The organism is Telluria sp. GW821-FHT07G12 (assembly GCF_059418525.1).
The window spans coordinates 248,202-262,400 of record NZ_JBWKQA010000004.1 but is presented as its reverse complement, the minus strand read 5'-3'; the positions used below and the strand labels follow the sequence as shown (position 1 = coordinate 262,400).

Annotated in this window: 15 protein-coding genes and 2 tRNA genes; 7 read left to right on the top strand and 10 right to left on the bottom strand. The window is 64.3% G+C overall.

What is annotated here, in order from left to right; translation table 11 throughout:
• Positions 1–38 precede the first annotated feature (38 nt).
• Together msrA and AC07PE_RS16980 are read left to right on the top strand one after the other, a co-directional pair.
• Entirely contained in the window at positions 39–554 is a 516-nt protein-coding gene (msrA, locus tag AC07PE_RS16985) for a peptide-methionine (S)-S-oxide reductase MsrA (protein WP_498766516.1), read from the top strand.
• 291 nt (positions 555–845) lie between these two features.
• Positions 846–2,504 carry a serine hydrolase gene (locus tag AC07PE_RS16980; RefSeq protein ID WP_498766515.1) on the top strand — a complete coding sequence of 553 codons (1,659 nt, stop codon included), beginning with the start codon at positions 846–848 and terminating at the stop codon, positions 2,502–2,504.
• On the opposite strand, the gene AC07PE_RS16975 is transcribed toward AC07PE_RS16980, so the two are convergent.
• Positions 2,482–3,141, bottom strand: a complete 660-nt coding sequence (locus AC07PE_RS16975) for a peptidoglycan recognition protein family protein (protein ID WP_498766514.1) — start codon at positions 3,139–3,141, stop codon at positions 2,482–2,484. The two genes, AC07PE_RS16980 and AC07PE_RS16975, sit on opposite strands and share 23 nt — an antisense overlap.
• Positions 3,142–3,215: 74 nt before the next feature.
• On the opposite strand from AC07PE_RS16975, the gene AC07PE_RS16970 reads away from it, so the two are divergent.
• The 3 genes from AC07PE_RS16970 to AC07PE_RS16960 are packed head-to-tail and all read left to right on the top strand — an operon-like array spanning position 3,216 to position 5,125.
• Positions 3,216–3,644, top strand: coding sequence for a CoA-binding protein (locus tag AC07PE_RS16970; RefSeq protein WP_498766512.1), 429 nt, complete (start codon positions 3,216–3,218; stop codon positions 3,642–3,644).
• On the top strand, positions 3,641–4,501 hold the full coding sequence (locus AC07PE_RS16965) for a PPK2 family polyphosphate kinase (protein WP_498766511.1): 861 nt from the start codon (positions 3,641–3,643) through the stop codon (positions 4,499–4,501). The genes AC07PE_RS16970 and AC07PE_RS16965 overlap by 4 nt, the downstream gene beginning before the upstream one ends.
• A gap of 33 nt (positions 4,502–4,534) precedes the next feature.
• Positions 4,535–5,125 carry a glutathione peroxidase gene (locus AC07PE_RS16960; RefSeq protein WP_498766509.1) on the top strand — a complete coding sequence of 197 codons (591 nt, stop codon included), beginning with the start codon at positions 4,535–4,537 and terminating at the stop codon, positions 5,123–5,125.
• A 4-nt stretch (positions 5,126–5,129) separates the two neighbouring features.
• Here the strand turns inward: AC07PE_RS16960 and AC07PE_RS16955 are convergent, their stop codons facing one another.
• The 4 genes from AC07PE_RS16955 to AC07PE_RS16940 all read right to left on the bottom strand — a co-directional run bounded on the left by AC07PE_RS16955 (position 5,130) and on the right by AC07PE_RS16940 (position 9,048).
• Positions 5,130–5,765, bottom strand: a complete 636-nt coding sequence (locus AC07PE_RS16955) for a DUF6058 family natural product biosynthesis protein (protein WP_498766507.1) — start codon at positions 5,763–5,765, stop codon at positions 5,130–5,132.
• 66 nt (positions 5,766–5,831) lie between these two features.
• Positions 5,832–7,679: an aminodeoxychorismate synthase component I gene (gene pabB / locus AC07PE_RS16950; RefSeq protein ID WP_498766505.1), complete on the bottom strand. Its 1,848-nt coding sequence runs from the start codon at positions 7,677–7,679 to the stop codon at positions 5,832–5,834.
• 15 nt (positions 7,680–7,694) lie between these two features.
• Positions 7,695–8,273, bottom strand: coding sequence for a nucleoid occlusion factor SlmA (gene slmA, locus AC07PE_RS16945; RefSeq protein ID WP_498766503.1), 579 nt, complete (start codon positions 8,271–8,273; stop codon positions 7,695–7,697).
• Positions 8,274–8,316: 43 nt separating this feature from the next.
• On the bottom strand, positions 8,317–9,048 hold the full coding sequence (locus tag AC07PE_RS16940; protein WP_498766501.1) for an HAD-IA family hydrolase: 732 nt from the start codon (positions 9,046–9,048) through the stop codon (positions 8,317–8,319).
• Between the two features lie 99 nt (positions 9,049–9,147).
• Here AC07PE_RS16940 and AC07PE_RS16935 point away from each other — a divergent pair, with 99 nt between their 5' ends.
• Positions 9,148–10,047, top strand: a complete 900-nt coding sequence (locus AC07PE_RS16935) for a TraB/GumN family protein (RefSeq protein ID WP_498766499.1) — start codon at positions 9,148–9,150, stop codon at positions 10,045–10,047.
• A 202-nt stretch (positions 10,048–10,249) separates the two neighbouring features.
• Here AC07PE_RS16935 and AC07PE_RS16930 read toward each other — a convergent pair.
• The 4 genes from AC07PE_RS16930 to argB form a co-directional block, all read right to left on the bottom strand.
• A protein-coding gene (locus AC07PE_RS16930; protein ID WP_498766497.1) for an IS3 family transposase occupies positions 10,250–11,511 on the bottom strand; the annotation gives its coding sequence in 2 pieces (ribosomal slippage) (positions 10,250–11,160 and positions 11,160–11,511; 1,263 coding nt in all).
• A gap of 89 nt (positions 11,512–11,600) precedes the next feature.
• Positions 11,601–11,677 (bottom strand) — tRNA-Asp (locus tag AC07PE_RS16925).
• Positions 11,678–11,680: 3 nt separating this feature from the next.
• A tRNA-Thr gene (locus AC07PE_RS16920) sits at positions 11,681–11,755 on the bottom strand.
• Positions 11,756–11,797: 42 nt separating this feature from the next.
• Positions 11,798–12,727: an acetylglutamate kinase gene (argB, locus tag AC07PE_RS16915; protein ID WP_498766495.1), complete on the bottom strand. Its 930-nt coding sequence runs from the start codon at positions 12,725–12,727 to the stop codon at positions 11,798–11,800.
• Positions 12,728–12,835: 108 nt separating this feature from the next.
• Between argB and AC07PE_RS16910 the strand changes: the two genes are divergently transcribed.
• A complete protein-coding gene (locus AC07PE_RS16910) occupies positions 12,836–13,057 on the top strand; it encodes a cysteine-rich CWC family protein (protein WP_498766493.1) in 222 nt (73 codons plus the stop codon).
• An 8-nt stretch (positions 13,058–13,065) separates the two neighbouring features.
• Here the strand turns inward: AC07PE_RS16910 and AC07PE_RS16905 are convergent, their stop codons facing one another.
• Positions 13,066–14,169, bottom strand: a complete 1,104-nt coding sequence (locus AC07PE_RS16905; protein WP_498766492.1) for an extracellular catalytic domain type 1 short-chain-length polyhydroxyalkanoate depolymerase — start codon at positions 14,167–14,169, stop codon at positions 13,066–13,068.
• Between the last annotated feature and the right edge of the window lie 30 nt (positions 14,170–14,199).

Below are 14,199 nucleotides of genomic sequence, written 5' to 3'. Positions count from 1 at the left end.
CATCTAGCGTGGATCACAACGATGGCTTGAAAGGACGGATGATGAAACAAGAAACCGCAATCCTCGCCGGCGGCTGCTTCTGGGGCATGCAGGACCTGATCCGCAAGATGCCGGGTGTGCTGTCGACCCGGGTCGGCTATTCGGGCGGCGACGTGCCGAACGCCACCTACCGCAACCACGGCACCCACGCCGAGGCGATCGAGATCCTGTTCGACCCGGAGAGAATCAGCTACCGGCGCCTGCTCGATTTCTTCTTCCAGATCCACGACCCCAGCACGGCCAACCGCCAGGGCAACGATATCGGCGCCAGCTACCGTTCCGCGATCTTTTATACCAACGACGCGCAGAAGGAAGTTGCGCTGGACACGATCCAGGACGTCGACGCCTCCGGCCTCTGGCCCGGCAAGGTAATGACCGAAGTGAAAGCTGCCGGCCCGTTCTGGGAAGCGGAACCGGAACACCAGGATTACCTGGTCAAGCATCCGAACGGCTATACCTGCCACTTTATCCGCAAGGACTGGCGCCTGCCTCAGCGCGACGAGCGCGCTGCCTGATATTGGCATCGAAGCTGACGAAGTGGATTGACTGGAGGGAATTCCCAGCGGACGGGTGCTCGTGACTGTCCTGGCGTGCTTGCTCATCTACTGGTCGGGCAAGTACATCGGTGAGCCGCTGGGCAAGGCGCTGTATTACCTGACGCATTGACTGCGCCAGGCGGCGCCCGTCTGCCCCACCAATTCGACCGCTCGTCGGCAGCATCGTCCAGTCGTCGTAAACGCATTGCCGCCTGTACTGACAGCTTCTATCTTGTCTCGACCATAACAACCGAGAGAGAAGGAGCCGCCATGTTCAAGCCATCCCCCGTCTGCGCCGCCATCGCCGTCCTGCTGGCGGCGCCGCTGGCCTGCGCCGCGCCGGTGCCCGCCAGCGATGCCGCGACGCGCATCGACCAGATGCTGGCCGCCACCTACAAAGCCGATGCTCCGGGCGCCACCGTCATCGTGGTCAGGGACGGCAAGACCATCCTGCGCAAGGCCTACGGTCTGGCCGACCTCGAGCGCAAGCTGCCGCTGGCGCCCGATACCCCGATGCGCCTCGGCTCGATCACCAAGCAGTTCACCTCGACCGGGATCATGATGCTGGTCGACGAAGGCAAGATCAAACTGGACGACGACATCACGGTCTACCTGCCGGACTATCCCACCCAGGGCAAGAAGATCACCATCGAGCACCTGCTGACCCATACCTCGGGCATCGTCAGCTATACCGGCAAGCCGGGCTATTCGAGCGCCATGCAGAAGGACGTGACGGTGCAGCAGATGGTCGACTCCTTCAAGAACTACCCGCTGGATTTCGCGCCGGGCTCGCGCTACAAGTACAACAATTCCGGCTACTTCCTGCTGGGCGCCATTATCGAAAAGGTGTCCGGGCTAGCCTACGACAAATTCGTCGAGGAGCGCATCTTCGTGCCGCTGGGGATGACCCGCAGCGCCTACGAGGGCCACGAGCGCGACAAGGCGCCCCGCGCGCAGGGCTACTCGCGCACCCCCGAGGGCTTCCAGCCGTCCAAGCCGATCAGCATGACGCAACCCTATGCGGCGGGCTCGCTGGTGTCGACCGTCGACGACCTCGCACGCTGGGACGCCGCCGTCAGCAGCGGCAAGCTGTTGAAAGCCGCGAGCTGGCAGCGCGCCTTCACGCCCTACACCCTGAGCACCGGCAGCAGCACCGGCTATGGCTACGGCTGGGAGAGCGGCAAGCTGCGTGGCGCGCAGATGATCGGCCACGGCGGCGGCATCCCCGGCTTCAATACCTTTGCGTTGCGCCTGCCGGCCGAAAAGCTGTATGTGGCGGTGCTGAGCAATACCGACTCCGGCCTGGCACCCGCCAGCGAGGCCGCGTACAAGGCCGCCGCGATCGCCATCGGCAAGCCCTTCCCGGCCTACAAGGAGCTCAAGCTCGACTCGAAAGTGCTGGATGCCTACACCGGCGTGTACCGGGGAGAGGGCAACGACAGCCGCACCGTGCGCCGTGAGGGCGACCATCTCGTCATGCAGCGCGCCGGCCGTCCGCCCGTGCAGCTGCTGGCGTTCTCGGAAAACGGCTTCTTCATCCCGGACACGCTGCCATTCTTCGAATTCAGCCGCGACGCCCAGGGCAAGGCCACCGAACTGGTCGTCCACCAGCCGACTTCCGATCAGGTCACGCCGCGCATCGGCGACGCGCCGCCCCAGCGTGTCGCCGTCAAGATCGACCACGCCAAGTTCGACGCCTATGTTGGCCGCTACCAGCTGGCGCCGGCCTTCGTGATCGAGCTGTCCCGCGAGGGCGACCGCTACTGGACCCAGGCCAGCGGCCAGTCGAAGGTCGAGGTATTCGCGCTGAACGACAAGACCTTCTTCTCGAACGCCGTGGATGCGGAGCTGCGCTTCGACGACGCCAAACCCGGCCAGATCGTGCTGGCCCAGGGCGGGCGCGAGCTCAAGGGCGCGAAGCTGCCCTGATCGTGGGCGTGGCCGCTGCGGTTTGCTCCTGGGCCAGCCGCAGCGCCACCTTGTGCCTGAAATACCCCTCCTGCACATAGCGATACAAATTGGCGCCAGGGCACACGGTCTGCCGCGAAAAATCGCGGTGGCTGGCGATGTGGTCGAGCGTCACGCCATATTTATGCGCCAGCAGCGCCATGAGTCGAACGACTGCATCCAGCTGCTGCTGGTTCGGCTCGACTTCCTCGAAATTCCCGACCACCTCGATCAGCGCATGCCCGGTCGGGTCGTATTCGGTATTGGTGTCGCCGGCGTAGTCGATCTTGCGGCCTTCGAAGATCTTGCCGTCGAGGTCGATGATGTAGTGATAGGGGATATCCAGCCAGTGCTTAGTCCCGCGCGACCACGTCTGCAGCTTGCGCAGGTACTGCTGCGGATCGGTGCCAGGTTTATAGGGCTCGCCCTGGTGGTGCAGGGTGATGTGGGTGATCGTGTGGCGATGCGCCTGCGCGGGATCGGCCGGGGTGCCGCCCCAGGCGGCGACCGGGACGATGCCTCGTTCGACCTCCGTGAGGCTCTGGGATGAGGTGGGCGTGGCGGCAAACAGCAGCAGCGACAGCGCGAAGGCAGGGGCGAGGGCAGGGCGGATCATCATGGAGGCAGTGTCATGCGCCGGAAGGCGATATAAACCTGATAAGCTAGACATGACGATAACATAGCGAGCCCAGCATGCGAACCATCGAACAAATCCTGAAGTCCGCCAAGACCGTGGCCGTGGTCGGCATGTCGAACAAGCCGGAGCGCGCCAGCTACGAAGTGGCCGGCTACCTCCAGTCCCAGGGGTACGAGATCCTGCCCGTGAACCCGGCCTACGCCGGCCAGGAAATCCTCGGCCGCACCGTCTACGCCACCCTGCAGGAGGCCGCCGACGTGCTGGCGAAGGATGGCCGCCGCATCGACGTGGTCGACGTCTTCCGCAAATCCGAAGACGTGCCGCCGGTCGCCAAGGACGCCATCCACGTGCGCGCCGGCACCCTGTGGATGCAGCTCGGGATCGAGAACCAGGTGGCGGCCGACCTGGCGCGCGCGGCGGGCCTGGACGTGGTCATGAACCACTGCATGCTGGTCGAGCACCGCAAGCTCGGCGACCAGTCATGAACGCCCGCGAGCGCTTCAGGGCGCCCAAGACTCTCAAGCTGCGCGACGAGGATGCCGGCCTGACCCCTCTGCGCGAAAAAAACGGCGACAAGAACGGGGACGACAACGGCGAGAAGAACGGCAAGGGCACGAAGCAGCGTGAGCGAGCGCTTACTGTCGACCTTATCGGCCAAGTGGCGCACTTCCAGGAAATGCTCTTCGCCGGCCACAAGCAGAAGCTGCTGCTGGTCCTGCAGGGCATGGACACCTCCGGCAAGGACGGCACCACGCGTGCGCTGTTCGCGCAGTCGCAGATCAGCCCGATGGGCTTGCACGCCATCGGATTCACCGCCCCGACCGAGCGCGAACGGGCCCACGATTTCCTGTGGCGCGTGCATGCGCATGTGCCGGGCGCCGGCCAGATCGCCGTCTTCAACCGCAGCCATTACGAGGACGTGCTGGTGCCGCGCGTGCTGGGCGACATCGATGGCAAGGAGACCAAGCGCCGCTACGCCCACATCCGCGACTTCGAGCGCATGCTGTTTGAGACCGGCACCACGGTCATGAAAGTGTTCCTGCACATCTCGAAGGACGAGCAGAAGAAGCGCCTGCAGGAACGCCTGGATGATCCGGAAAAGCACTGGAAATTCGATCCGGCCGACCTCGCCGCGCGCGCACAGTGGGACGACTACCAGCGCGCCTACGAGGATGCGATCAACGCCACCAACGTCGACCACGCGCCCTGGTACATCGTGCCGGCCGATTCCAAGACCCACCGCAACCTGATTGTCGCCCACCTGCTGCTGGAGACCATGCAAGGCATGAAGCTGTCATGGCCCGCGCCGAAGGCCGACCTCGACAAGGTCAAGGTGGAATAGAATGGTATTTTTCTCACCCTGACCTTCGCCGCCATGCTCAAGACCACCGCTCTGCTGCTTTCCCTCGGCGCCGCGCTCGCCGCCATCACGCCTGCCCATGCCCAGAGCGCAGCCGCCGCCCCGGCGCCGGCAGCCGCCGCGGCATCCTGCCCGGCCGTGCTGAAGCACACCTTCAAACGCCTGCAGGACGAGGCGCCCCAGGACCTGTGCCAGTACAGCGGCAAGGTGGTGCTGGTGGTGAACACGGCCAGCTACTGCGGCTACACCCCGCAGTACGAAGGCCTGGAAGCCTTGTACGCCAAGTACGCGGCGCGCGGCCTGGTGGTGCTGGGCTTCCCGTCGAACGATTTCAAGCAGGAGTCGGAAGATGCCAAGAAGATCGCCGACCTCTGCTACAACACCTATGGCGTGAAGTTCCCGATGTTCGCCACCACCCCGGTGACGGGCGCCGCTGCGAATCCCCTGTACGTCGACCTGATCAAGGCGACCGGCAACCAGCCGAAATGGAATTTCAATAAGTACCTGATCGACCGTAACGGCAAGGTACTGGACTACTTCCCGAGCAAGGTCACGCCGCAGGATCCGGCGCTGGTGGCCAAGATCGAGCAGGCGCTGGGCGGCTGATCGTTCATTCGCGTAGCCAGGCTGCGCGGACTTCATCCACGTAGCGCCGGCGCGAGCTGCGCGCCACTTCATGCGGCGCGAACGGGGCACTGGCGCGGTCGAGCAGGTCGACCGCGGCCGCCAGCCTGTGGCGCTCCTCTTCATTCAGCCCCTGCGGCTCGCCCGATGCCGTCAATGCGCGGATCAGGACGACGGCCGCTTCCTTGGCCGCGATGTCTTCTGGCAGACCCGAACGCGTGCACAGGCCATAGGTCCCGTCCAGGAAGTGCTGCCATTCGGCGCCGATGTGCGCATCGCCCGCCAGCGCCTGTGGATACGTGAGCTGCTTATCCACAGCCAGCTTACTCAAGGACTGCCGGTAGCGCTGCGCGAACACGGCGTAAGCCTGCTCCGGCCCATTCAGCGTTTCCAGCAGGCCGGCCCAGGCCACATAGCCTTTCGCATACCAGTCGATGGCGTGGCTTTCCGCATGCGGGCCGAAGAAGGAATCGCAGGCCAGGTCCAGGCGCAGGCGGTAGGAGGGGCGCGGCATCATGCCGGCAGCTTGCAGCGCGTCGAGACGGGCGCCAGTTACGCAGGTCTGCGCCAGCAGCTGCTCGCGCGTCAGGAAGTGGTGTTGAAGGTAGTCGATCAGGTTCATGCCCGCCATGCTAGGGCAGGGCTGCGCCGCAACGCTTCGGTGGCGGTCGAAGCATGAAGAAGCAGCTCAGCGCCGGATCGTCGCCCGCAGCGGCCCGCGCAGCGCATTGCACACCACGATCTCCTGCGCGCGCTCCAGGGTCTCGCGCGAGATCGGGCATTCGATCGCATTCCAGGCCGGATCTTCCAGTACCAGGGCCCGCATCACGCCCGGCAGCACGCCCGAAGACAGCGGCGGCGTGTACCAGCGCTCGCCGATGCGCACGAACACGCTGCTGCGGCCGCCCTCGGCCAGTTCGCCGCGCTCGTTGAAGAACAGGGTGTCGAAGGCGCCCACGCTTTCCGCAGCCTTCCAGGCGGCGTCGTAGCGGCTGCGGATATTCGTCTTGTGACGCGCGAACAGGGAGCTCGAGTCGACCGGTTCATCCGACAGCAGCACAGTCACGGGACAATTCGCCGGACCCGCCAGCGGCGCCAGCTCCGAGGTGTGCACGACGATTTCTCCATCCGGCTGCAGGGCCAGGCGCAGGCGGTGCGGCGTGTCTGCCGGCAGCACCGCGCTGGCGGCGATCGCACCCGCCCGCGCCAGCTCCTCGGTGAACGGGTAGCCGAAGTAGGCCGCGGACAGCCGCAGGCGCGCGAGGTGGCGCTCCAGGTGGCGGCAGCCGTCTTCGCGGGTGGCGTAGATGGTCTCGAAGATCTCGAAGTCGTTCGGCAGCCCGGTCAGGAAGCCGGCCTTCAGCCGGCATTCGGCATACTCGGCACCGGGATCGCTGTCGTAGACGATGCCGGCGCCGACCCCGAGCTCGCCATGGCGCACGCCGTTGTGCTCCGGGTGCAGCACCAGGGTGCGGATCGGCACCGATAAACAGAAGTCGCCGAAGCGCGCCCCTTCGCGGCTACCTGCGGCCGGCGGATCGATCCAGCCCAGCGCGCCTGTGTAGATGCCGCGCGGGGCAGGTTCCAGCTCGTGGATGATCTCCATGGTGCGGCGCTTAGGGGCGCCGGTGATCGAGCCGCAGGGATAGAGCGCGTCGAAGATGTCGTTCAACGACGTCCCCTCAAGCAGCTGCGCCTGCACGGTGGAGGTCATCTGCAGCACGCTGCTGTAGCGGCGCACTTCGAACAGGGCCGGCACGCCGACGCTGCCGGTGCGCGCGATCCGTCCCAGGTCGTTGCGCAGCAGGTCGACGATCATCAGGTTTTCGGCGCGGTTCTTCGGGTCCGCCGCCAGGGCGCTGGCGCGCACCGCGTCGACCTTCTTGTCGCCGCTGGCGGGCGCCGTACCCTTCATCGGCCGCGCCAGCAGGCGCCCGGCGTCGTGGCGCACGAACAGCTCCGGCGACAGCGACAGCACCGCGCAGCCGTCCGGCAGCTGAATCAGGGCGCCATACGGCACCGGCTGGCGCTCGCGCAGGCGCGCGTACAGCGCGTAGATCGAGCCGAAGGCGTCGAAGCGGATGCGGTAGGTGTAGTTGACCTGGTAGGTGTCGCCGGCGGTGATGTAGTCGCGGATGCGCTCGATGGCGCGCGTGAACGTGGCCTCGTCAACGTTGCTGCGCACGTCGGCGATGCCGGCCGGGCCTTGGCTGCCCGCGCGTTCGGCCAGCCAGGCCGTCACTTCCTCGCCCGAGAGCAGCTCGTAGCCGCGGAACAGCAGTACCTGGGCCAGCGGCGTCTCTTGCATCTGCGCCGGCGGCACGATCCCCAGCAGCTGCTCGCCCAGTTCATAGCGCAGCACCGGCACCGCGTACAGGCCGGCGGCCAGCGCTTCCTGCAGGCGCGCCAGCAGCAGCGGCCATTCCTCGGCCGCGTGGCAGGCCAGCATGCCGGCGTAGTCGCGGTACAGGCGCGAACGCGCCGGCGGACTGGCGTCCGGGCTGGCGTCGTCGAGCAGGGCGAAGATGTCGTTCATTTCAGCTCAGGCAGCTCAGGCAGCGAGCAGCAGCGCCAGCTGCAGGCCGCTGTTCTCCGCCGGGTGCTGGCGGAAGCCGCTCTTGGCGAAGCGGTGCCAGCGTCCGGTCACATAGGACACCAGCAGGCTGGCGCGCGCGGCCACGTCTTCCTCGCGCCCGTGGCCCTGGGTGACGGCCACCCGCAGCGCACCCTTGAACGCCAGTTCGACCTTGTCGTAGAACTGGTTCATGCGCAGCTGCAGGCGCTCGTCCTCGCCCACCAGCGCGTCGCCGATCAGGACCCGGGTCATGCCCGGATTGTTGGCGGCGAAGCTGAGCAGCATCTGCAGCATCGCGTGGGCCTGGGCCACGCCGTCTTCCTCGCGCTCGGTGATCTGGTTGCACAGCCCGAAGACGCTCGATTCGATGAATTCGATCAGGCCTTCGAACATCTGGGCCTTGCTGGCGAAGTGGCGGTACAGCGCCGCTTCCGATACCGACAGCCTGGCGGCCAGCGCGGCCGTGGTGATCTTTTCGCCCTTCGGTTGTTCCAGCATCGCCGCCAGGGCCTGGAGGATCTGCAGTTTACGTTGGCCCGGCTTGGTGCTTGCCATGTTGTCGCGGTGCTCCGTGTTCAGGTCGAGATTCGGTCGAGATTCAGGTCGATGAACGCAGCCGGCGCAGGTGCGACGGCAGCTGAAGCACGGATTTTACTTTGACATCGACGTAGGCGGGTCGTTTTAGCATCTTCGGCAGAGGCGCTTTTCCGCTCGGGTCGCTGTAGCGCAGGTATTGCGTGACCCAGGCGGTCCGCACGCCGAGGCGCTTCGCGTGCTTCAGGTTGACCAGGGTGTCCTCGACCAGCACGCAGCGCTGCGCCGGCAGGCGGTGCTTGCGCAGCAGGCGCCGCAGCATCAGCGTCGACGGTTTCGGGCGCAGCTGGCGGTGCACGTGCATGTCCTCGATCGCGATGTGGTGGGCGAAATGGCGCTGCAGGCCGATGTGGCGCACCACCGCCTTCGAATACGCGGTCGGCGCGTTCGTCAGCAGGATCTTCTGGCCCGGCAGGCGTTTTAAAAGACACGACAGGCCGCGCTCCCAGCGCACCATGTCATGCAAGGCTTTCAGGTCATGGGTTTCGCGCAGAAAATCGGAGGCGTCGACCTGGTGGTGGCGGATCATGCCGAGCAAGGTGGCGCCGTAGCGCTTCCAGTAGCCGAGCCGGGCCGCGTTGACCGCTTCCTGGCTGGCCGGAGTGACGCCGTCGCCGAGCACGCGGGCGATGTAGGTATTCATGTTGGCGCTGATCGCCGGGAAGATCGCATGAGAGGCGTCGTGCAGGGTGTTGTCGAGGTCGAACAGCCAGACGATGGGGGAGGGAGTAGGCACGGGGCGGGCTTGGTCAGGAAGAGCAGTCTTGCATTATATCGATACCGGTATCTGCGCATGCGTGGAGGATATGGATTATCCATCCCGACTGGAGGCCCTATGCGCCGGCCCTTCTTCAGCTTCCTGCTCAGCCTGTTCTGGCTGCTGACGTCCACCGCTTCCGCCGCCTCCGCCACCGAGCGCGGCGCCCTGTTCAAGGTCAGCCTGGACGGCCACGAAATGCATCTGTTCGGCACCCTGCACGTCGGCCTGCCCGAGTTTTATCCGCTCGAGCCACGCATCGCCGATGCGCTGGGCCAGGCCTCCACGCTGGCGCTCGAGATCGACCCGGCGCAGCCGCAGCGCGAACTGCTGCGTGCGGTGCGCGAGCACGGCATGCTGGACCCCGGCACGCCCGGCTATGAGGGCATGGATGCGCAGCAGCGCGCGCTGCTGGACAAGCTGATCGAGCAGGGCCGCATCGACGCGTCCCGCGCCATGACCTTCAAACCGGTGCTGCTGGCGACCCTGCTGACGATGGCCGAGTACACCAAGCAGGGTTATCGGAGCGAGCTGTCGAGCGAAGCCTGGCTGGCGCGGCAGGCGCGCGCCAAGGGTGCCCGCGTGCTGGAGCTCGAATCGCTGGACCGGCAACTGTCCCTGCTCGACCGCCTGGCGGAACCGGACCGCTGGCGCTTCCTCGACGAGATGATGGCCACCATCGTCTCCGGCGCCCAGCGCAAGGAAGCGCGCACCATGGTGCAGGCCTGGAGCAGCGCCGACCGCGAGGCCCTCGACGCCATCGCCGCGCGCTGCGAGCTCGACGCCAGCGTGTCCGGCAGCTTCGTGACCAGAGTCCTGCTGAAGGAACGCAATGTGGGCCTGGCGGACAGCTTGCTGGACTTGTTGCGGCAGGAACCGAAGACCTTTGCCGCGGTGGGCGTGCTGCACTTGCTCGGATCGGGCAGCGTGCCGGCGCTGCTGCAGGAGAAGGGCGTGCAGGTGGAGCGGATTTACTGAGCGCTGAAACTGAATGCGGAAAATAAAAAAGGCCCGAACAAGTCGGACCTTTTTTATTTAAATCTGGCGGAGCGGACGGGGCTCGCCCACGTCCCGCGGGCCGCGGAATCGCTTGCAAGCGATTCCCTTCGAGCCCGAAACCGGATCTCCCGCAGGGGAGATCCTCCTGTACCTGATGACTAGTCCTGAAATAGGTTGACAGTTAAACGTAGCAAGATTCACTAGATTTTTGCGCTCTTAAAGACGCCCGGTGTACTTCATCGGGCGTTTTGTATTTCAGGGCCAGGTGTGGCCGTTCGTTGTTGTAGATGTCCACCGATTGTTTAACCATGCGCCTTGCCTCAGCGAGGTCTTTAGGACGTGCCAGTAAGTACTCGGTCTTGAGGATTCCGTTGATCCTTTCGGCCAAGGCGTTCTGGTAGCAGTCGTAGCCGTCGGTCATCGAGCAAGTCAGGCCATGCTTCTGATGGATGGCTTGATAGCTGCTCGCGCAGTACTGGATGCCGCGATCGGAGTGATGGATCAATGGCAGGCGCCCAGATCGCGTACGCAGCGCCGCCTTTAGCGCTCGGGCCACTTCTTCGGTTTGCAAAGTAGCGTGGACATGGTACCCGACGATCTTGCGCGAGAAGGCATCCGTGATAAGGCTCAGGTACACGCATTGCTGCTGTGTAGGGATGTATGTGATATCGGCGACCCAAAGTTGCTCGGGACGTTGGGCCACCTTTGCGGTTGTTCCCGGCTTGAGCAGATTGGGGTGTTTGTGGAACCGATGAAAGCTATCAGTCGTCTTGTGGTACGCCCTGGCCCGCGCCACCAGCAGATGGAGACGCTTCAAGGTCGTGAACAAGGCATCGCGCCCCAGCTTGATGCCAGTAGCTGCAAAGCGGTTATGCAAGAGAAAGTGCAGCTTTCGTCCACCGATACGTGGTTGGCGCCGACGGACTTCGCGCACCAGTTCTTCCACTTTGCTGTCGCGTTCCAGCAAGGCTGCTTCAGCCCGGATTTGCTGGTAGTACGCCTGGCGGCTTAAGCCAATAAATTTGCACGCCTTGGCGAGACTCAAGCCCGCTACCTGCCTTTGCTCGATGACTCGCCTGAAAGCTTTTTTGGCAGCTTGACGCCGTACTCCTTCCGGATCACTTCCAGCATCGCTTCAAACAACTGCGCCTTCTGGTTGGCATCCTTGAGTTGCGTCTCAAGATCCTTGATGCGCTGCTCTGGTGTCTGCGGTTTGGATTGCTTGCTCACGGGATCGCTCCTGTGCCGGTTTGGTCCCTTGAGACTACTCCAATCCTGACGCCCATGCTTACGTAGCCAGACCAGCACAGTCGATCGACCTTGAATTCCGTAGCGTCGTTGTGCCTGCTTGTACGTCAGTTCGCCTTTTTCCACCTCGTCAACCACTGCCAGTTTAAAAGCCAGCGTGTAGTCGCGTTGTGTTCGCTTCTCCCTGGTATCCATCGAACACTCCTCAGAAGTGTCAACCTATTCCAGGACGGGTCATGAAAATAAAAAAGGCCCGAACAAGTCGGACCTTTTTTATTTGAATCTGGCGGAGCGGACGGGGCTCGAACCCGCGACCCCCGGCGTGACAGGCCGGTATTCTAACCAACTGAACTACCGCTCCAGATGGTGCCCTTGACGTGGATTGAACACGTGGCCTCTCCCTTACCAAGGGAGTGCTCTACCACTGAGCTACAAGGGCATCAGACATTCATTTCGCAGCACCTTGAAGCGCTGCAAAATTTCAGTGAGACCGGATCATAGTGCCAAAGGCCTGTTCGGTCAAGACTTCCAGCAACAAACTGTGTTCAATGCGCCCGTCGATGATGTGCACGGTATTGACGCCGGACTTGGCGGCATCCAGCGCCGACGAGATTTTCGGCAGCATGCCGCCGGAAATCGTCCCGTCTGCAAACATCTCGTCGATCTCGCGTGCCGACAGGTCGGTCACCAGATTGCCCTGCTTGTCCTGCACGCCGGCGATGTTGGTCATCATGATCAGCTTTTCGGCTTTCAGGATTTCCGCGATCTTGCCGGCGACCACGTCGGCGTTGATGTTGTAGGCCTGGCCATCCTGGCCGAAGCCGATCGGCGAGATGATCGGGATGAAGGCGTCGTCCTGCAGGGCTTTTACCACGGCCGGATTGATCGCCTCGATTTCACCGACGAAGCCGATGTCGAGGAATTCGCCCGGCTTTTCCTTGTCCGGCATCGCCATGCGGCGCGCACGGATCAGGCCACCGTCCTTGCCGGTCAGGCCGACTGCCTGGCCGCCGTAGTGGTTGATCAGCATGACGATGTCCTGCTGGACTTCGCCGCCCAGCACCCACTCGACCACTTCCATGGTCTCTTCGTCGGTGATGCGCATGCCTTGCACGAAGGTGCCCTGCTTGCCGATCTTTTTCAGGGCGTTGTCGATCTGCGGACCGCCGCCATGCACCACCACGGGGTTCATGCCGACCAGCTTCAGCAGGATGACGTCGCGCGCGAAGCCGTGTTTCAGGCGTTCGTCGGTCATCGCGTTGCCGCCGTATTTGATGACGATGGTTTTTCCGTGGAAATTACGGATGTAGGGAAGTGCTTCGGCCAGGATCTGCGCCTTGATCTGCGGCGAGACCGCAGTCAGGTCGTTCTTCTGGTCGTCGCCCGTCATTGAGCTCAGCGTAGCGTTCATTGGGGGTCCAAAAAGAATTTGCGAGATTTTACAGGCAATGGCCCGTCGCAGTGCGCATTATAAAGGCAGCTTGTTGTATTTTCCGGCCCATGCGGCTAAGGTGGGCCCATGAGTACTTGTACCCGTTGCGGCGCCAGCTTCGCTTGCGCCATGGTCGAGGGCGGCGATGCCCCCTGCTGGTGCACCAGCTTGCCGCCGCTTGTTCCGGTTCCTGTTCCCGCGTCCGCACCGTCCGGCACGGACCAGCCCGCGCCCGGCTGCTGGTGTCCGGCCTGCCTGCGCCAGCATATCGCGCATCAAACAGGCGCGTCGTCCGGCACGGGTCCGTAGCCGGATCTTCAGCGTCGCGTCCGGAAAAAACGCATCATCTCGCGGCTCGCGTTCGGGCCCTTGCCGTCCGTGTAGGTGCCGCGCGCATCGCCGCCCGACCAGGCGTGGCCGAAGCCGTGCACCAGCCAGTGTTCCGCGTGAATGCTGCCGTCCGGCTGGCGGTGCACCGTGCGCGTATAGGCGTGGCCATCCGGCACCTGGCCCGGCTCGACCGCGATCTGCTCGCTGGCATGGCGCCGGCGGCGCCGTATGAGTTCTTCGCCATTCGCCGGGTGCACGGTGGTGTCCTGGTCGCCGTGGAACACGATGATCGGCAGCTCGCGCACCTTGTTCCCCTTGGGACGGCGGAAATCGCCTTTCATTGCCGACATCGCGGTCGGCAGGTCGTGCGCGGCCGCGAAGGGCAGGCCGGAATGCACGCCCACCGCCGCGTACAGCTCCGGATACAGTGTGCCCAGGATGGCCGCCATCGCGCCGCCGGCCGACAGGCCCGCCACATACACCTGGGCCGGATCGATCGTGTAGCGCGCCATGATCTCGCGCGCCATGCCGGCGATGATGGACGGTTCGCCCTGGTCGCGCTTCTGGTCGATCGCATTGAACCAGTTCCAGCAGCGGTGGGCGTTGGCCTGCTGCGACTGCGCCGGGTACAGGACCAGGCAGCCATGCTCCTCGGCCAGCACGTTCATGCCGGTGCCGAGCGCGAAGTCGTCGGGATTCTGGGTGCAGCCGTGCAGCATCACCAGCAGCGGCGAGGCCTGGCCGGCATAGGTGCTCGGCACGTAGAGCTTGTAGTCGCGGGTGCCGGCTTCATTGGTAAAGGACGCATCGATGAAATGGCCGGGCATGCCGATCGCGGCCGCACCGGTCGACAGCGGCGGCACATTGAAGGGATTCACGGACTGGCCGATGCGGCTGAGGTCGGCCAGCATGTCGGAGACGGGATCGAAGCTCATCTGGTTCGAGGCCGATTTTTGTTGTGCCGCCGGATGCATGCTCGAGGCGGTCTTGATCGATTCCCGCATCACGGTGCGCGCGACGGAAGGGCCGCGGCGCATCAGGGAACGGGTAGCGGCGCGCATTTGCGCCAGCAGCTTATTGCTTAGAGACATCAGCACTCCTTTGCGTCGACTATGCTTCAG